General features: G+C 61.4%; 13 protein-coding genes. 3 read left to right on the plus strand and 10 right to left on the minus strand.

Going from position 1 to position 18,825, the window contains the following annotated elements; all coding sequences use genetic code 11:
* Positions 1-40: 40 nt before the first annotated feature.
* The 3 genes from J2X66_RS00855 to J2X66_RS00865 are packed head-to-tail and all read right to left on the minus strand — an operon-like array spanning position 41 to position 4,236.
* Positions 41-1,105 (minus strand): lipocalin-like domain-containing protein, encoded by a 1,065-nt coding sequence (locus J2X66_RS00855; protein WP_310259659.1) that lies wholly within the window; start codon positions 1,103-1,105, stop codon positions 41-43.
* Positions 1,095-3,566: an FtsX-like permease family protein gene (locus J2X66_RS00860; protein WP_310259661.1), complete on the minus strand. Its 2,472-nt coding sequence runs from the start codon at positions 3,564-3,566 to the stop codon at positions 1,095-1,097. Before J2X66_RS00860 ends, J2X66_RS00855 begins: the two co-directional genes overlap by 11 nt.
* Before the next feature lies 1 nt (position 3,567).
* Positions 3,568-4,236: an ABC transporter ATP-binding protein gene (locus tag J2X66_RS00865; protein WP_310259663.1), complete on the minus strand. Its 669-nt coding sequence runs from the start codon at positions 4,234-4,236 to the stop codon at positions 3,568-3,570.
* Between the two features lie 137 nt (positions 4,237-4,373).
* Here J2X66_RS00865 and J2X66_RS00870 point away from each other — a divergent pair, with 137 nt between their 5' ends.
* A complete protein-coding gene (locus J2X66_RS00870) occupies positions 4,374-6,347 on the plus strand; it encodes an alkyl sulfatase dimerization domain-containing protein (RefSeq protein WP_310259666.1) in 1,974 nt (657 codons plus the stop codon).
* Positions 6,348-6,468: 121 nt separating this feature from the next.
* On the opposite strand, the gene J2X66_RS00875 is transcribed toward J2X66_RS00870, so the two are convergent.
* The 5 genes from J2X66_RS00875 to J2X66_RS00895 form a co-directional block, all read right to left on the minus strand.
* Positions 6,469-7,854, minus strand: a complete 1,386-nt coding sequence (locus tag J2X66_RS00875) for a DUF1254 domain-containing protein (protein WP_310259668.1) — start codon at positions 7,852-7,854, stop codon at positions 6,469-6,471.
* Positions 7,851-9,197: a DUF1254 domain-containing protein gene (locus tag J2X66_RS00880; RefSeq protein ID WP_310259671.1), complete on the minus strand. Its 1,347-nt coding sequence runs from the start codon at positions 9,195-9,197 to the stop codon at positions 7,851-7,853. Before J2X66_RS00880 ends, J2X66_RS00875 begins: the two co-directional genes overlap by 4 nt.
* A 153-nt stretch (positions 9,198-9,350) precedes the next feature.
* The gene (locus tag J2X66_RS00885; RefSeq protein WP_310259674.1) at positions 9,351-10,688 is read right to left on the minus strand and encodes a DUF1329 domain-containing protein; all 1,338 of its coding nucleotides are present in this window, start codon (positions 10,686-10,688) and stop codon (positions 9,351-9,353) included.
* 11 nt (positions 10,689-10,699) lie between these two features.
* Entirely contained in the window at positions 10,700-12,526 is a 1,827-nt protein-coding gene (locus tag J2X66_RS00890) for a DUF1302 domain-containing protein (RefSeq protein WP_310259677.1), read from the minus strand.
* A gap of 127 nt (positions 12,527-12,653) precedes the next feature.
* On the minus strand, positions 12,654-13,493 hold the full coding sequence (locus J2X66_RS00895) for an AraC family transcriptional regulator ligand-binding domain-containing protein (RefSeq protein WP_310259680.1): 840 nt from the start codon (positions 13,491-13,493) through the stop codon (positions 12,654-12,656).
* A 97-nt stretch (positions 13,494-13,590) separates the two neighbouring features.
* On the opposite strand from J2X66_RS00895, the gene J2X66_RS00900 reads away from it, so the two are divergent.
* Positions 13,591-14,514 carry a LysR family transcriptional regulator gene (locus J2X66_RS00900; RefSeq protein WP_310259683.1) on the plus strand — a complete coding sequence of 308 codons (924 nt, stop codon included), beginning with the start codon at positions 13,591-13,593 and terminating at the stop codon, positions 14,512-14,514.
* Between the two features lie 114 nt (positions 14,515-14,628).
* Here J2X66_RS00900 and J2X66_RS00905 read toward each other — a convergent pair whose 3' ends face one another.
* The gene (locus tag J2X66_RS00905; protein WP_310259686.1) at positions 14,629-15,543 is read right to left on the minus strand and encodes a LysR family transcriptional regulator; all 915 of its coding nucleotides are present in this window, start codon (positions 15,541-15,543) and stop codon (positions 14,629-14,631) included.
* A 71-nt stretch (positions 15,544-15,614) separates the two neighbouring features.
* Here J2X66_RS00905 and J2X66_RS00910 point away from each other — a divergent pair, with 71 nt between their 5' ends.
* Entirely contained in the window at positions 15,615-16,670 is a 1,056-nt protein-coding gene (locus J2X66_RS00910) for an AraC family transcriptional regulator ligand-binding domain-containing protein (RefSeq protein WP_310259689.1), read from the plus strand.
* A 114-nt stretch (positions 16,671-16,784) separates the two neighbouring features.
* Here the strand turns inward: J2X66_RS00910 and J2X66_RS00915 are convergent, their stop codons facing one another.
* Positions 16,785-18,482, minus strand: coding sequence for a sulfatase-like hydrolase/transferase (locus tag J2X66_RS00915; protein ID WP_310259692.1), 1,698 nt, complete (start codon positions 18,480-18,482; stop codon positions 16,785-16,787).
* Positions 18,483-18,825: the final 343 nt, after the last annotated feature.

Raw genomic sequence — 18,825 nt, forward strand, 5'->3', positions numbered from 1 at the left:
TGTTAACGTAGGAGGACGTCGATCAGCCGAGAGTTCCGCCTCAATAACCGGTCATTTCCAGATAGCCCTGCCCGCCATGGCTGCCGCTCAGTAGCACCGGCCCTTCCCAATACGGAATGCGTAAATCCATCCATGCGTTGGGGTTGAGGGCATTGAGGGTGATGTCGAGGTGCTTGCCGGGGATTTTGATCGACCAGCGTACGGGCATCTGACGGCCAGCTATCTTGGCGGTGTCTTGCGGTGTGAGGCGGATGTCGTCGGCGTGCAGCGGTTGAGTCTGCCCGTCGGCGTCAATCCAGGTGCCGGTGAGGTAAGGCTCGCCGTTCTTGTTGCGCATGCGGTAAAGCATTACTTGTTCACCGCTGTCGAGGTGCAGAGAGAACCAGTCCCAACCGGTCTGGTTGGCGGTCAGCGGCTGGCTGCTCCACTCGCGGTCGAGCCAGGCCGGGCCAGTGACTTGATAGATTTTACCCTCGATGTCCAGCGAGCCACTGGCCTGAAAAAACGGCTGGCTGTAGTAGTACGACGCCTGGCCCTGTTCGGATTTCTGGCTGAAACCTTTGTCGCCCTGAAGCACCGGCGGGCGTGTGGACATCAGCCGAAGTTGGTAACCGAAATCCTTGTCCCGCGCACTGAGTTGAACATCCGCTAAAGGATCAGAACCCTGACTGCTGAAACGCCAGTCATCGATCCAGGCATTCAACGGCGCCACGCTCACGCCCGCCTGACCGACGCCGCCACGGGCGTAGCGTTCGGCCGCGTGATGCACCGTCGCCGAGGTCACGGCCGCGTGCCCCAGCCAGATCGTCTGGTTGGCCCAGCCCGCCACTTCGGGCGCGGCTTTCAGGGCGCTGCGAAACAGCGTCCATTGCACGCCGAATTCGCGGCCCTGCGCGTCCTTGAGGTTGGCGGTGACGTACCACCACTCGATGCGAAAACCGTCATGGGGCCCGTGATCCGCCGGGAAGCTGAACACCCGACCGGGCACTACCGGGGTAAATGCTACCGCCTCGCCCCCGAGACCGGCGAAGCCTTTCTCGACAGGCGCGGGGTTGTCGCAGCCACTCAATAACATCAGCAGCAGCAAGCCGAGTTTAATTCTCATGAGCAAACGTCCTCAGCAGGTCCGCCGGTTGCGTGCGGTACAGCGAATACAACGGCCACGCCGACGCCAGCAACGTCGCGAACAACGCCAGCCCCATCAACTGCAGCAGTTGGACCGGAAACACGCGCAACGGCAGGCGCCAGCCAAACGCCTGGACGTTGATCACAGCATCGAGGCACCACGCCAGCGCGATCCCCAGCGGCAACGCCAGCACCAGCGTCAACACCGCCAGCAGCCAGGTTTGCCCGAGGTTGAGCAGCATCAATTGCCGGCGCGTCACACCCAGCGCCCACAGCGGCGCCAACTGCCCGAGGCGGCTTTGGCTTTGGGTCAGCAGGCTGATGAACAACGCCACGCCCGCCACACACAGGGTCAGGCTGTTGAGCGCAGCCGTGGCAGCGAACGTGCGTTCGAACACTTGCGTCGACCAGCCCTTGAGGCGCGCCTGATCGACAATGCGGTTGTCGTCGAGCGCGAAACGCGCCTGCAACGCGCTGACAAACGCCGGGATCAATGCCGGCTCAATGCGCAGATTAAAACGGTTGGGCGCCTGCTGTGGCCAGCCGTGCAGCAGGTGGTTGACGTTGACCAGCAAGTGGCCCTTGGGATTGCCGTAATCGGCGTAGATCCCGACGATACGCGGCGACCACGGGCCGCCCGGTGTGGGAATCGTCAGGTGATCACCGAGGCGCACCTTCAGGCGTCGGGCCAGTTGCTCGCTGAGCATCAGCGCGTCGTCCTTGGCCAGTCGATCCCACGGGTTGTCGCCCAAGGCTTCCAGCAGCGGCCAATGCTGACGATAGGTCGGGTGATCGATCACGCCAAAAATGTCCGCCGGCCAGCCCTGCAACTGGATCGACACCTGCCAGCTGGGCAGTACCGCCGAGAGTTGCGGTTGTTGTTTGAGCCAGGTGTTCAGCTCGCGGGACTGCGCCGGGGTTTGCGGATTGACGTAGAGCTCGGCGGTCAGGCGTTGTTCGAGCCAGTTGCTGAATGTCTCGCGGAAACCGGCGGTCATGCTGCCGGCGCCGATGTTGGCCGCCAATGCCAATAGCAGAGCCATCAACGCCAGGCTCAGGGCCGGTAGTTGCTGACGGCAATCGGCGATAAACCATTGGCCGAGCACCGAATGACTGCGCTGCATCACCAGGTTGAGCACGGCATTGAGCAATACCGGCAGCGCCAGTGCGGCACCGAGCAACAGCGCCGCCATCAGCACAAATCCGCTGGCCAGGCTGGCGCCCCAGATCAAAGCGCTAAGCGCAATCACCGCAGCCGTCGTCGCCATCCAACCCTGGCGCCGCAACCAGTGTGCGTGCGCCTGATGCCAGGCTTGGGGATCGGCCAGCGCCAGCAACGGCAAACGCGCCGCCCGCAGCAGGCTGTTGGCACCGGCCAGCAAGGCACCGAGCAAACTCAGGCCGACACCGCTGAGCCACCACCACGGGCTGAGGCTCAACTGCCCCGCCACTTCAGCGCCGTACAAACCGCGCAGGCTGGCGGCGACATCCGGCAACAGCACACTGGCCAACAGGTAGCCGCTGACCACACCGGCGAGGCCACCCACTAGCGCCAAACCGCCAAGTTCAACCGCCAGACAGATGATGAGCATGCGCGCGCTGACGCCACAGGCGCGCAGGGTTCTGAGCAGGCCTCGGCGTTGTTCCAGCGCCAGGCCGATGGCCGCGTGGACGATGAACAGGCCGACCACGAAGGACAGAAAGCCCAAGGCGTCGAGGTTCAGGTGAAAGCTCTCGGTCAGGCGCGCGAGATTGTTCTCCTCGCCGCTGGTCTTGAGCTGGAGTTGATCCTTGAACGCGTCGGGCAGCGCAGCGCTGTAATCTTTCGGCAACAGCAAGCGCGACAGTTGATCCGGCAGACCGAGAATCTGCTGGGCAAAGCCAATGTCCACCAGCAACACGCCGGGGGCCATGTCCGTTTGAGCGTGCAGCGGTGGCAGCGGCTCACCGCTCGAACTCAGCGGACGCTCACCTTCCTGCAACCCCAAGGTTTTCAGGGTCTGCGGCGAGATCCAGGTACTGCCCGGCGCACTGAAAAACTCGACAACCTGCTCAATCGGCAGCGCCTGCCCCGCCACCGATGAGCCGGCCGGCAGCGACACCGGTTCAATGCCCATCAACTGCAAGCGCTGCTCTTCATGGCCCTTGAGCGTCACCCGTCCTTGCAGCACTGGCGACACCGGCCAACCGGCACGGCGCAAGTCGACAAACAACGCCTGAGAAAACGTCCCGCCTCCCGGCGCACTGAGACTGGCTTGCGGTTCGCCGCCGATCAACTGACTGGCCCGCGCATAGCTTTCTCGCGCCTGACTGTTCAAAGCCTGCACGCCCGTGAGCAAACTGGTGGCGAGCCACAACCCCGTCAGCACGCTGAAAAATTGCACCGGGTGCTGCCGCCAATGGCTGAGCAGCGCCCACAATGTCTCGCGAAAAACCCGCACCTCAGCGCTCGTCCGTGCCAGCCAGGCGACCACCGTGCAACACCACTTTTTCCGCCAGCCGCGCCGCCACCCGTGGGCTGTGGGTGACCATCAATAACGTGGTGGACGTGTCGTCGAGCAATTCCAGGAGTAACTTCAACACTTCGTCGCTGGTGGCCTCATCGAGGCTGCCGGTGGGTTCGTCGGCCAGCAGCAATTTCGGCTGCGAGGCCAATGCGCGGCCCAGTGCGACGCGCTGCTGTTGGCCGCCGGACAGTTGCTCCGGATACCGCCGCAACAAATCGCTCAGCCCCAAGCGTTGCACCAGATGCGCCTGCCAGCGCGGGTCATGGCGCCCTGCCAACCGCGCCTGAAACGCCAGGTTGTCCTCGACCCGCAGGCTTCCGATCAGGTTGAACTGCTGGAACACCAGGCCGATTTCGGTGCGCCGCCAGTGGGCCAGTTGCCCTTCGTTCATCTGTTCCAGCCGCTGCTCACCGCTGCGTATGCTGCCCCGGTCGACCTTGTCGAGCCCGGCGATCAGGTGCAGCAACGTGCTTTTACCGCTGCCCGACTCGCCCATCAGCGCCAGGCTGCTGCCGGGTTTCAGGGTCAGGTCGACGCCTTGCAGCACCGGCAGCGGGCCTTGCGGGGTGGCGTAGCTTTTGAAGACGCCTTGGACCTGAAGCATGGGTAATTCCATGAAGAAACGTGAGGCAAGGATAGCGGCCCTGCATGGTTTTTGTCCGCTGACGATTGTCGCCCGCCCTGGCCGGGGCCCTACCCTCGGAGGCTGGTCTAACCATAACGATAAAAAACGGAGACGCCATGCCTCGTTTCACCTTGAGCCCTCGTGGCTTGCTCGCTTGCCTGATCACCGTGTGCCTGACGCAACCGGTTTACGCCGTCGATGAGCCTGCCAATGCCAGTGCGATCACCACTACTAACAATGCCGCCGTGCTGCAACACTTGCCCTTCAGTGACCGCACCGATTTCGAGTCGGTCAGCAAAGGCTTGATCGCGCCGTTCAAAGGCCGGGTCAAAGACGCCTCCGGCAAGGTCATCTGGGATATTGCGGCGTACGACTTTCTCGCCAAGGATCAGTCCCCGGCCTCGGTCAACCCGAGCTTGTGGCGCCTTGCCCAACTCAGCGCCCACGCAGGCCTGTTCGAGGTCAGTCCGAAGATTTATCAGGTGCGCGGCCTCGACGTAGCCAACATGACCATCATCGAAGGTGACGATGGCCTGATCATCATCGACCCGCTGACCATGGCCGAAACCGCCAAGGCGGCGCTGGCGCTTTACTACCAGAACCGTCCGCAGAAACCGGTGGTGGCGGTAATTTACAGCCACACCCACGTCGACCATTTCGGCGGCGTGCGCGGGGTGATCGACGAGGCCGACGTCAAGGCCGGCAAGGTCAAGGTGTTCGCGCCGTCCGGCTTCATGGAGCACGTGATGAGCGAGAACGTCTACGCCGGCAACGCCATGAGCCGCCGCGCGCAGTACCAGTTCGGCAGCCTGTTGCCCCGTGGCGAGAAAGGCCAGGTCGATTCCGGCATGGGCAAGAGCTTGCCCACCGGCGGCACCATCACGCTGATCGAACCCACTGACCTGATCAGCAAGGAACTGGAAACCCGCACCATCGCCGGCATCGAGGTGGAGTTCCAGCTGACGCCGGGCACCGAAGCGCCGTCAGAAATGAACCTCTACCTGCCGCAATTGCGCGCCCTGTGCATGGCGGAAAACGCCACGCAGATGATGCACAACATCCTCACCCCGCGTGGCGCGCAAGTGCGTGACGCCAAGGCCTGGGCGCAATACCTGGACAGCAGCCTGGCGCGTTACGGCGACAAGAGTGACGTGTTGTTCGCCCAGCACAACTGGCCGACCTGGGGCGGTGAACGGATTCGCACGTTTCTCGCCGATCAGCGTGACATGTACGCCTTCCTCAACGACCGCACCTTGCACCTGTTGAATCAGGGCCTGACGCCGATGGAAATCGCCGAGAACATGCAAAAGCTGCCCGGCGATCTCGACCAGAAGTGGTACACCCGGGGTTACTACGGATCGCTGAGCCACAACTCGCGAGCGGTGTATCAGCGTTACATGGGTTTCTACGACGGCAACCCGGCCAACCTCAATCCGCTGCCACCGGTGGAAACCGCCAAGCGAACGGTCGAGGCGATGGGTGGCGGCGCGGCGGTGGTCGAGAAAATACGCGCGGCGATGGCCAAGGGTGACTATCGCTGGGCTGCGCAATTGGGCAATCAGCTGATGTTCGCCGAACCGGACAACGCGCCGGGCCGTAGCGCTCAGGCCGATGCACTGGAGCAATTGGGTTATCAAAGCGAGAACGCGACCTGGCGCAACATGTACCTGACCGGGGCGATGGAATTACGCAACGGCGTGCCGCAGCATGCCGGCAGTTCGGTATCGGTGGACATGGTGCGGGCAATGACCCCGGACATGTTCTTCGACTACCTGTCGATTCGTCTCGACAGCGAAAAAGCCGTGGGTCATGACCTGACGTTGAACTGGACGTTTGAGGACCAGAACAAGGACTTCAACCTGACGTTGCGCAATGGCGTGCTGACCCACCGTAACGGGCTAAACCCGGCGGCGGATGCGAGTGTGAGTTTGAGCAAGGCGACGCTGGAACAGATCAGCCTCAAGCAACTGGACTTCCCGACGGCGATACAGAAAGGGTTGATCAAGTTGCAGGGGAACGGGAAGAAGCTTGGGGAGCTGCTGGGTAGCCTGGACAGCTTTAGTCCGCAGTTCAATATCGTGACGCCTTAAAACCGCAATTATGATCGTTCCCACGCTCTGCGTGGGAATGCAGCAAGGGACGCTCCGAGTCCCAACAGCGTGACGCAAAGCGCCACAGGAGGCATTCCCACGCAGAGCGTGGGAACGATCATTACACTGGAATCACTTCGACCGCGGGCATCTTCCAACGCTGCTCAATCACTTCCCGCCCCGGCCCATACAACCGCAACACCAGCGTAAACGCCCCGCTCGCCGGCGTCGGCAGCCAGTTGCTCTGATGTTGTGGCGCCGAAGGTTGCATCACCAGCGTCACCCCACCGTCCGTATCAACCAGTAACTGATCGCGACTGCTCAAGCAATATCGATCAATGGGATTCGCGACCAACTGCCGATCCGGCAAGTCATACAGCGTCAACGACCAGAACTCACTGGCGGGCGGCAGTTGCCCCGGCGCAAACCGCAGGCGATAACGCCGCCCGCCCTGTAATGACTGTCCCTGATTGTCCTGGCGGCTGCCGGTGTAGAACGCCTCTTCGACGCTGTTGCCGTAGATGCCGACGTTCGCGGCGACCGCTCGATTCAGGTAGTTGCCGTGCAGCGCTTCGCGGGTGCCAAACAGGCCCAGCGTGGTGCGCACCTGGCTCACCGCTGTTTGCAGTTGCACCTGAGCATTGGCGATGCCGGCGATCAACGCCTGCCGGGTTTCCATCGGCAACGCGGCGGCATCGAAACCCTGACCCGGCACAATGCCGATGCGGGCGAAGCGTGCGCGCAAGGCCTGCTCGGAGGGTTGGGTCGGGCAAAGTGTGAGGATCTGATTGAGCGCCGCGATGAACGAGGGCCCCAATCCGGTCTTGCTGTCCCACGCGGGCCAATCGATTGCGGGCGCCGCGAGCGGCGCCGGACTGGCGGTGTACTCATGCAACGGACGCAAACGGTATTGCTGCTGCAACGCGCGAACTGCCGGCAGGTCATCGGCGTTTTTCAGGCCGGTGCGCCCGAGCACCATGACAATTTCGGTCTCGCTGCGCAGCACGGCTTTGATGCCAGGCGGTGTCGAACCTTGCCAATCAGGCCCGGCGATCAGGTAATCCCCCGCTTCGCGCCCGGTGCTTAGCACACCAACGTAAGCGAAATTGTGCGTGTATTGATCCACCAATTGGTGCACGTAATAACGGTCGTCATCAACCGCCGGCACGCTCAACACTTGCGGTTCGCTGCGCAGGTCGAGCCAGGCCCAGGAGTACGGTGTGTCGTTGTTCGGCGTGACGATTTCGCGGTTCTTCGGGGTGTACAGCTCGCTGTAGTGACGGAAGCGATTGAAGCCGCCGACGTATTCCGGTGCAGCGGGATTGAGCAGCTGTTTTTCCAGGGTCTGGTAGTGCATGAGCATCGGATAGGCGTAGATCCATGCCTCCTGCGCGATGGCTCGAAGGTCATCGGATTCTGCGGCCAACAACCAGCGCGGCAACATCAGACTGGCTCCCAGAACACCCATGCTGCCCAGCACTCGACGACGGCTGAAGATCAGGTTCATGGCTCAACCCTCGCAATCGTCGGCAACTGATAGCTGCCATCCAAAGCGCCGGCCTTAGGCAGATACAGACGCAGCAACAGATTGAACGGGCCTTGGGGTGTCGGCAGCCAGTTGCCTTGTTGTTGCGTAGGCGCGGCGGATTGCAAGGTCAGCGTCAGCCCGCCATCAGCGTCGTAATGCAGATCGGGGCTGCGGTCGCCAAGGGCATAACGCTGAATCGGATTGGCCGCGAGCAATTGGGTTTTGCCGTCGTACAGGGTCAATGACCAGAAGGCATTCACCGGCGGTAATTGCCCGGCGGGAAAATGCAGACGATAAGCTTTGGTGCCATCCAGCGTCTGGCCCTGGGCATCGTGCAACGCCATTGGGTACACCGCTTCCACCGGGTCGTTGGCGTAAATGTAGCGCCAGGCGACCGCCGCACGGGTCAGGTCGTCATCGCCGAACTTGCCGACGTTGGTCGGTGAACGAAACCAGCCTTGCTGCTCCACCGAGACCTGGCTCGACGCCGTACGGACCTGTTCGCGGCCGGCCTCGGCACCTTGGGCAATCGCTTCGCTTAAATCCGCTGGCGGTTCGAATGCGGCGCCGGGTTCCACCCCGATGGCGGCGAATCGCTCAAGTTTCGCGCGTTCCGCCGGCGTCCATTCGTGCAGCGGCGCCAGGTTATTGAACGTGCTGAACAGCGCTTGGGCCGGGCCGTGTTTGGTGTCTTGATAGGCGGGCAATTGCAGCGGTGGCAACGCGTCGGGGGCTGCGCTTGCGATCACTTTGGACAAAGGTTGCAGCGCGTAGCCCATCAACACGTTTGCGGCGTCTTGCTGATCGGCTTCACCTTTGACTTCGGTGCGGCCGAGCAGGAATACCAGGCGACTCGGCGAGCGAATCACGCCGCTGAATCCCTTCGGCATCTCACCTTGCCAATCCGGCCCGGCGATCAGGAAGCGCCCCGCTTTGCTGCCGGTGGCACGGGTGCCGATGTAGTCGAGGTTGTCGGTGCGCATGTCGACCAGTTGAAAACTGTAGTAGCGCCCTTCCACGGCTGGCACGTCCAGCACCATGGGTTCGCCGCGCAAGTCGAGCAAGGCGCGGGAATAGAAAGTGTCGTTGTTGGGCGATACCACTTTGTTGTCCTGCGGGCCGAGCAATCGCGGCTCGCTGTAGAGCCGGTTGAATGGCAACTTCGCGGCGATGGCAGTGAGCACTTTGTCGTGCTCGACGGTGGCGTAGGCGAAGACATACGCCTCTTGCGCCAGCGCCTTGGCCTGAGGTGAATCGAGGGTGGCAGCATGAACGTTGCCCAGGCTGACGCCCAGGGCCAGAGCGGATATCCAATAACGCACGGCAGATCTCCTGATAGATTTTCAAAACAACGTTGTTCCCTTGTAGGAGCGAGCCTGCTCGCGATGAGGGGGCGTCAGCCGATGAATGTGTTGACTGACACACCGCTTTCGCGAGCAGGCGCGCGCCCACAATGAACTTGCGGGGACGCCTGATTACTTCGCCCAACGCCGCAGGTCCGAGGGGGTGTAGTCATCGGTCTTGGCTGCGAACCCGACCCGCATCGGTTCGGTCTCTTCGTTGGCCAGGCCACCGGCGTAGTAGCGGCCGGAAATCAGGTCATACGAGGTTTCCAGCACGTTGTAGGTGAAGCCGTGGTCGTACTGCTGAATCGCATGCAGCTCACCGCTGCGCCACAGTTCGCCGCGGCTGTCGTACTGGTCCGACTGCGCGATCTGCCAGCTGTCCTCGTCCACATAGAACCGGCGTTTGGCGTAGATGTGCCGGGCGCTCGGCTTGAGCGTGGCTTCTACCACCCACACCCGGTGCTTCTCGTAGCGCGCCAGGTCCTGATTGACGTGATTGGGCTTGATCACTTCGTCGTACTTGAGGCTGTGGCTGCCGATTTTGTAGCTGTTGTACGGGATGAACAGTTCCTGTTTGCCGATCAACTTCCAGTCAAAACGATCCGGCGCACCGTTGTAGCCGTCGATGTTGTCGGCGGTGATCAGGCCATTGCTGTAACGGGCGCTGTTGTCATAGGCGATCATCGGCGCGCGACGCACCCGGCGTTGGCCCGGCAGGTATTGCCACGCCGAACGCGGCTCGGCGACCTGGTCGATCGGCTCGTGCACCAGCACCGCTTCTCCGGACAAACGTGCCGGTTCCAGCACGCGACTCTTGAACATGAACAGAATGTTGGCACCCTGCTCCAGCCCGCCCACGGTGTCGGCGAAGTTGATCAGCGACTGGTTGCGCACGTAACTGGTGGCACCGTTTTCACGCACCAGCGCCGAGCTGCTGATGCGCTCATAACTGCCGCCGCGATAGCGGGTCATGTGGTTCCACATCACCTCCAGGCCTTCGGTGGGCAGCGGAAACGGAATGCCGCGCGCGTAATCGTGCAAGCCATTACCGCCATCGGCCATGCTGGTTTTAGCCACGTTGTCGCGGCTCTGCGCCAGGATGTCCTTGGGCAGGTTGGCGCTGCGGTGCGTCGGGTAGATGTTCATCTTGTAGCTGTCGGGAAAGCGCTTGAACAACGCGATCTGACCGGGACTGAGGAACTTCTGATACTGCGCGACATTCTTCGAATCGATGGTGAACAACGGCTTCTCGGCCGCATACGGGTCACTGTAGCCGCCCTTGCTGTCGACGGTGCCGGCGTTGCTCGCCAGGCCGCCGGTCCAGGCCGGAATGCTACCGTCGGCGTTGCCTGCCATTTCCGAACCCATGGGGGTCAGGGTTTTGCCCAGCGCGGCGGAATCGGTGCCTTTGGCCTGGGCCAGGCCGACGGTGCAGGCCAGCGCCAGCACGCATAATTGCATACGCATAACGGTTCTCCTTAGAAGTCTGCCTTGAAGCTGACGGATGCGAAATCGCGGTCATCGAGGGTGCTGTAGTCGTTGGAACCGAAGAAGGCGTTGTAGGCCAGTTCCACGCTGTAATCGTTCATATAGACGCCGGTCAGGCTCACGCCCAACGCTTGCTGGCCTTCCTGGAACGGCCCTTGGGGATCGTAGGAATAACCTGAGACGTCATGCCGCCAGTTGACCGCTGGAATCAGGTTGATGCCGGGCAGCACGTCGCTGTATTCGAGGCTGGCGCGCAGGCGGTAACCCCACGACCACTCGGTGGCGAAACCTTTGTCGGTGCAGTACTGATTGGTCACGCCCGAGGCCACGGTGTTGCACAGCGTGCCGTTGCGCGGTGCACTGCGGCCAAACGCGGCGTTGCGGCCCAGACGCTCATCGCCGAGGTCGTCGATGTGCACCACGCCAGCCTCGCCGAACAGGCTCAGGCGCGTGGCGCCCAGCACGTTGTCGAAGGCCTGGGTGGCCGAGCCGGTCGCTTGCCAGACACCTTTGCGCACCCAGCCGTCGTAGGTGCTGCCGCCATTGGTATTGAACCCTGGCGGTAACTGGACCCACGAACTGCCGCCCGCCCCGGAGATCACCGCCACGTTGATGTCCGGCGCATTGATCGCCAGAGGCATGTTCGGCCGATAGCTCAACTCACCGGCCAGGGAGATGCCGCTGTTGGGTTCGACACCGTTCAGGCTGATGCCATACAGGTGAATGTTTTCCGGAAACGCCGCCGCATAACTCGGCGCCTGGACGCCACCGGGGAAAGTCCCGGGCAGGCTGGTGTTCTTCGCGTTGAGGGTGAAATACGGCAGGCGCGAGTGATAGTTGATGTAGTAGATCGCCGCTTCGGCATCGTTCAGCGAATGGATGATGTTGCGCAAGGCGAAGCCGAACTGGCCGTTGTCCGACGGCGACTCATTACCTCGCGAAGTGGCGTACAACCCCGCGGCCTGCATCTGTTGATCAGTTTGCACCTGGCTCAGATACAGCGGCCCGCAGCCTTTCTGGATGGCGTCGCTGCTGGCGAAGAATGTGCCGCATCCATCGAGTACGCTTTCGCGCCAGTTGTACTGATAGAAACCTTCGAGGTTGAGGCTATCGGTCAGGCCGAAGCTGAAGGAAACCATCTCCACCGGCAACTGGCCTTCCTTGATCTCCACACCCGGGCGGTTGAACGCCGAGATGTCCAGCGGGTTGATCACGTTGATGCCGTTCTGGATCAACAACGATTCGCCCCATGACAACACCTGGTTGCCGACCTTCAGGTTCAACGGCCGATCGGCCACCTGGAAATCCTTCCAGACGTAGGCGTCGAGCGTCTTGAAGCCCTGGAACTTCGACAGGTCGTCCCAGCCCGAATCGTCGAAATCCTTGAAGCGGCCGTTACGGGTTTCGTAGGCGTGGTCGTACCAGTATTTGAAGCGAATGAACGCGCCCTGCCCCTGGCCATCGAGACTGAAATCGGTGAGGCCCTTGAAGTTCTGCGAGATGGGATCGCCCTTCTCGAAATTCAGCCGGTTGTCGTCGGCGCTGACGCTGGTGCCGTTGGCGTGCACGCCTTGGGCTTGTAACGCGTTGGCGCGGGTCATCAGGCTATGGTCGGGATTCTGCGTCGACCAACTGCTGCCCAGGGTCAGCGTGGTTTTGGTCGACAGGCTCCAGTCTTCGTTGATGTCAAAAGCAGTGGCCTGCGCGGGCCCGGTCAAGACAGCAAGAATCGCCAGCGCAAGCGGTTGCGGGCGGGGGTGGCCAAGCCGGTGAAGTCGGGGACGGACTCCGGCTGTGGCCGAGCTTTTTCTTATCATTATTAGGCTCCGGTCAGGATTACTCAGCCCGGACACGGTGCCCAACAATCAATCCCGACACGCAAGCGATGGCCGACAAAAAGTAATCATCACGACCACATCCCCTGCTACAAGGTTTCCGGTGTGGTTACAAGGAGAGCCGAAACTGTTTGGGGGTGATGCCGAACTGTTTGCGAAAGGCCCGGATGAAGTTGCTCGGCTGGCGGTAACCGAGGCGTTCGGCGATGCGTTCGATGGGTTGATCGCCGGACGTCAGCCAGTGCCGCGCCATGTCCAGGCTGTCGCTGCGGGTGGTCTGCGCCACTGTGGTTTGCCAGGTGCGCAGCATGCTTTGATGCAGGAACGGATTGGCCCCCAGCAATGGTTCATCGAGGCAAGCCAACGGCAATGTCAGGCACAGATGCGGCCCTTCTTGCACGTTGATGCCGACACTGCGCAACCACTCGCCGGCGGCTTGTTGAGGGGTCAGGCATACGTCGACAAACACTTCCCCCGGCGCTCGTCCTAGCCGTCGGGCGATGTTACGCACCAGGCTCAAAGTCGCCGCATCCAGACCAAAGAAGTGCGGCGGAAGGTCGGTCCCGCGCAGGTGCAAGCGGGCCTGCCCGCCAGCCTCCTCCAGCTCGGCGATCACGTAGTTGGTGACGCGCGGCAGGTACCCGGTGAAACAGGCAAGGCTGTCGCGCAGGGTCGCGGCGGAGTCCAGCAAAATGTTCAAACCCTGCAAGCAAGTGGTCGCCATTCCGTTAACCAGATCGCACCCAAATGTCGCGCCCGCGCCCTGACGCTCGCACTCGCCCCACAGCTTTTCGACCAGGTGCGCCGGGATGTGCAGCCCCTGCTCGTCAAGCCACGACTGGCTGATACCGGCCCGCTCCAGCAATTGGTCCGGGCACAGGCCGGATTGCTGGGCGTGACTGAGAATGGTGCGGGTGAAGGCGCTGGAAGCGAACGATTGATCAGGCATGACACGCTACGACGAGTAAACAGGGTTGTAGTTATGCCAGCGGTCGTGATATCGATCAAATGCATTAAAAGTATTCACAGAATGCAGGAGACGCATAATGGACTTACGCCAGCTTCGCCACCTCGTGGCCCTCGCCGACTACCGCAGTTTTGGTCGCGCCGCCGAAGCGATCAATCTCAGTCAACCGGCGTTCAGTCGCAGCATCCAGACCCTGGAAAGGGACCTCGATTGCGCGTTGGTGGAGCGCAGCAGCCGCGAGTTTCGCCTGACCGGCCAGGGTGAACTGGTGCTGCAACATGCCCGGCGCCTGCTCGCCGGCAGCCAGGCGTTACACAACGAACTGACGCAATACAACGGCCTGACCGGTGGCGAACTGCACTTCGGCAGCGGCCCTTACCCAGCGCAACTGTTGGTGCCCGAAGCGCTGGCCGAATTCATCCAGGCGCACCCGGCGATTCGTACCAGTTTCCACCTGGGCGACTGGGAGCAACTGGCGCTGTGGCTGCGCGAGCAGCAGATCGAATTTCTGGTGGCTGATGCCCGATACTTCACCGGCGATCCGCAGTATCAGGTGCAACCGCTGCGCCCCCGGCGCGGGCGCTTTTTCTGTCGCACCGGTCACCCGTTGGCCGCACGTGAAAACCTGTCGCTCCGTGCCCTGCTTGACTACGCCGTGGTCGGCACACGGATTCCGCCGATGATCCGCAAGATCCTCGCCGACGTGCAAGGCGAGCCGGACTTCAACCCCAGCGTCGAATGCGCGCAATTCGATGCGATTCGCCGGGTGGTCATGCATTCCGACGCCGTCGGCATCGCGACCATGGAAGCCCTCGCCGAACTGGCCGCTCAGGGGCACATCCACTTGCTCGATTTTGCCGACATCCCCCGCGACGACCCTGGCCTGCAATTGCACTACGGCATCGTCAGCCGACCGGGTCATTCCCTGACGCCAGCGGCGCAGGCGATGGTGGAAGCGATTCTCGCGGTGGATCAGCGGTTGCTTGCGGTGGACACCGCATAACCTGTAGGAGTGAGCCTGCTCGCGATGAGGCCATCACATTCAACATCATCGTTAACTGATACACCGATATCGCGAGCAGGCTCACTCCTACAGAGGTTCTGTGGTGTTTTTGAGTCAGGCACGGCGCGCAAACGCCAGCATCGCTCGCGGTTCACCCAGCGCGCGCAGCAGGCAATGCATCGCCTCCTCCCGGCTGCGTTCAAAGCGATAACGGCCCTCGATGTACAGCGCCAGTTTCAGCTCCACCGGTTCATCCAGCGGCAGCGGCACTTGCTGCAACCCCAGCGCCGTGGCAACACGGCTCGGCAGGCTCATGCCGAAGGGTTGCCGATCGGCGATCAGCTTCGCGGCCAGGGTGCTTTGCGTGTTCACCGCGATCGTTCGGCGCAGGCTTTTCAAACCGAGGTGCAGGTCCACCGGGCTGAGGCCATCGCGGCGGCTGGAGATCTGAATCTGCGGTTGCTCCAGATAGGCTGGCAGAGTCCGCGGCGGGTCCTTGAGCGCGGCGCCGTAGGCAAACACATAATGGTCGGATGGCAACACCTGCTTGTGCAAACCGGCGAGCCCGGCCAGCGGTTGGTCGATGTCGATAAGGATGTCGAGTTTGCCGCTGGCCAGTTCCTGCAGGGCGTCGCGACGGCGCGGCTGGAAGTAGCGCACCTGCCAGTCGGCCTGGGGTGATTCGAGCAAGGCATCGAGCAGCACCGGTTGCAGGCAATCCAGGCAACTGATGCGCAGCAACGGATTGTTCTGCCGCGCCGCCGGAATCATCCGTAACCCGTCGCGCAATGACTCCAGGGCTGCGCGCACAAAATCCGCGAGTCGGTGCGCGACCAGCGTCGGGGTCACGCCGAGACGACTCTTGATGAACAGCGGATCGCCGCACAATTCACGCAGGCGGCGCAGGGCATTGCTCATGGCCGGTTGCGACAGGCACATCACTTCAGCGGCGCGGGTTACGCTGCGTTGCTGGTAAATGGCATCGAAGGCGAGCAGCAGGTTCAGGTCGAGCTGGCGTAAATCAAGCATGGTCTTGCTCCGGCAAATCGCTTAACGTCGAGCAGCCTAACCAGAGTCCAGGAACACGCTGTGAGCCCTACATGACAAAAAGCGATCAGCCACTGCGCCATCAACCAACACCCAATGCGTTTTATGCGCCGACCTTGCTGCCAGCCATCGAAGAATTATTGGCCCGAGGCATTTCCCGGGAAACCATCGAAAAGTTGTTTCGCCGCAGCCTGTTCGAATTACGCACGCCGTTCATGCGCATCCCGCTGCTGCTCTCGCGGCGCTTCTGGGCCTTTGCCCTGGAGCAGAGCGGCGACCCGCTGGTGGGTCTGGCGGCGGGTCGACGTTTCGTTTCCACCGCCACCAATGGCCTGACCTACCTGTTCGACGTAGCGGCGTCGCTGGAAAGTGCCTGCGTGTATTTCGAGCGGTTTTTCCCGTTCTTCAATGGGCATTTCCAGGCGCAGATCATGCGCGATGAAACAGGCATCGAGTTACGCTTGCTCGACTGCGGCAGCCTGAAAGCCGGTGCGCCGACCACCGATTACATCCTCGTCAGTCTGTGCAGCATGCTGCGCCGAAAGTTTCTCGCCAGCGGACTGGAGCGTGACCCGGTTTTAGGCGTTGGTCTCGCCTGGCCAAAGACCGCCAATCCGCACGCTCACGAACAAGCGTTCCGCGCTCCGGTGCAATGGGCACAGGCGCATCATTCGATTCGCCTGGACCCGCAGCTGTTCGTGACCGCGCTGACACCAGGCAACCATGAACTGGAGCAGACGCTGGTGGACTTGCTCGAACAGACCCGGCGCAACAGTGAGCCGACGTTGCTGGAGCAAGTCAGCGACCATTTGATCGCCGACCTTGCCAGCGCCAACTGGCAACGGTTTTGTGCCGACCATCACTTGCTGGAACGCACCGCAGCACGTCGTCTGAAAGCGTTGGGCTGGAGTTTTTCGGAGTTGCTTGATGAGTACCGTCGCTGCCGGGCGGAAGATTTGTTGCAGGCAGCGGAGCTGGAATTGGTGGAGATTTCGGATCGGCTGGGGTACGGCGATGTGCAGAGCTTCAACCGCGCATGTTTGCGCTGGTTGGGGTGTGCGCCGGGGGTGTATCGGACGCGGTGGGCGCAGCCTTCGGATTTGCATTGAATGGGGCGACGCCTTCGCGAGCAGGCTCACTCCTACATTGGATTTGTGGCGTTCACCCCCCCCCTGTAGGAGTGAGCCTGCTCGCGATGAGGCCCGCCCAGACAACAACAAAACTTACTGCCCCACCGCCACACCCGTCGGCGCCTGCGACGGCGTCACAATGCTCTTCAAATCAATATGCTTCCACTCCGGCTTCGCCCCCAGCCGCGCATTGAACCGGTAGTTGAACGTAAATTCATCAGCCGTCGACACGCTCAACGGTTTTCCGTAAAGCGCCTCAACCCCCGCCAGGTCATACCCCATCAACTGCAACAGCGTCGGGAAGATGTTGTAGTGACTGGAGCGATCCTTGTTCGCGGCCAATTGCGCAGACCAGTCCAGGGTTTTCAACCTGCTGCCCTGAATCACCACCAGCGGCACCAATCCCTCTTCCTCCACCGGGTCACCGCCGCAATGGGTATTGAGCCCCGGATTGCCCCGCTCATGCAGGTCCTGCCCGTGGTCCGAGGTGTAGATCAACAGCGCATTGCTCAAGTCAGCCTGGGCGAACACCCGTGAGAAAAACTCCCCGACGTTCCACAGCAAGGTGTTCTTGTAGGCATTGCGGTACAGCAGCCAATCATCCGGCTGACCGTTAAACCCGTCACGCTTTCCGGTATCGGCCACTTCGACAAACTGCCCGCGCGGCAAGGTCGGACGGTACGCCATGAACCCGTCCGGGTATTTATCGTGAACCGGAAAATGCGCGCCGACCTTGTTGATCACCACCAATTCCGGCTTGCCGTCATTGAGCAGGTCAACCAGTTTGGCCGCCGCCGCCATGTCGCGATCACGCACGCTGGTCTGGTCGAATTGCACGAACTCGTCGATGTCCTTTTTCTCGGCGTCGTTCATCAGGTTCTGCAAATTACCGCCGGTACGCTGGGCATCGATGTAAACGGTGCGCAGGCCGGCCTTCCTGGCGTACTGCCAGATCGACGGCATCGTCGTGTTGATGCGCATGTAGTCGGCGCGAGTGCCGCCGTAGCGCAACGTGACGTTGGTGTCGGCGCTGCAGTTGGCAATCGAGGCGGCATACCCGTAGTTGAAAATATCGACACCCGCGCGCGGCTCCTTGAGGTTGCTGTGCACACCGAACGGCGCGTTGATGTCCAGGTAATTGCCGGAAATGCTCTCGTCGATGATCAACACGATGTCGTGACCCACCGGTTGATCGTTGCGCGCCAGGCTCACCGGCTCACGCGGGCCGACGGTGTTGTGCAGGGCTTCATAGGCAAACAGGTTCAGGTAGGCCAGCGGCGTGTACATGATCGGCAACCCCCGGGCGCCCTCGCCGGCCCGCACGAACAACACCGCGCTCAGCAGCAGCACCCCCAGCACCGGCGCTGCCACCATCAATGCACCGGGTAACGGCATGCGCCGACGCGGTTTGAGGCCGATGCCGAACAACAGCAGCATGCCGCCGAGCAGGCCACTGATGATTGCATCACGGTACTGGTAGATCGCTTCCTGGATGAAGCCGCCCGAATACACCAGCGACACGAAGCTGCTGTAGGTCAGGTAATCGGCCGTGACCCGCGTATAGACATCGAAAAACACCGCCGACACGAACATCACCAGGGCGAACAGATGGCGGACCAGCGTCTGCCGGATGTACGCCGTCATAAACAGCGCCACCGTCAGCGCGATAAACATGCCGCCAAAAAGAAGCACCGGAAAACCGATGCCCATCGCACTTAAACGTTCGAGGTAATAGTCGTAGTTCTTAACTAAATAGAGAACTAACAGTACTTCTTTGAGATATCGAATCATTCTCTTTAGGTACTCATGAAGGGCTTTTGGCCAATAGATTGTCGGCCATTTTTTGACACTAGCACCGGGCCATCAAAGCGCAAGAATTGTCGGACTTTTACACAAAGCGTCAAAAAAACGTTGACTCAAATCTGACACACTTGCGGGGAAAATTCCCCGGACTTTCAAGGCACTAGACCGTCCATCGTTTTCTTCAGGTCCTTAAAAACCCCTCAAAACCGCGACAAATCCAGCACCGACAAGCACTTGATGGCATTTGGCCCCCAAAATGGGGGTTTGGCTACCACAAGAGAATGTCATTTTGCTGACACGCTTTCCCAACGCTGGGCTATACCCCTTTTGA

Origin of the sequence: Pseudomonas sp. 3296, from assembly GCF_031456615.1 — a bacterium.
In the GTDB taxonomy this organism is placed as follows: domain Bacteria; phylum Pseudomonadota; class Gammaproteobacteria; order Pseudomonadales; family Pseudomonadaceae; genus Aquipseudomonas; species Aquipseudomonas mucoides.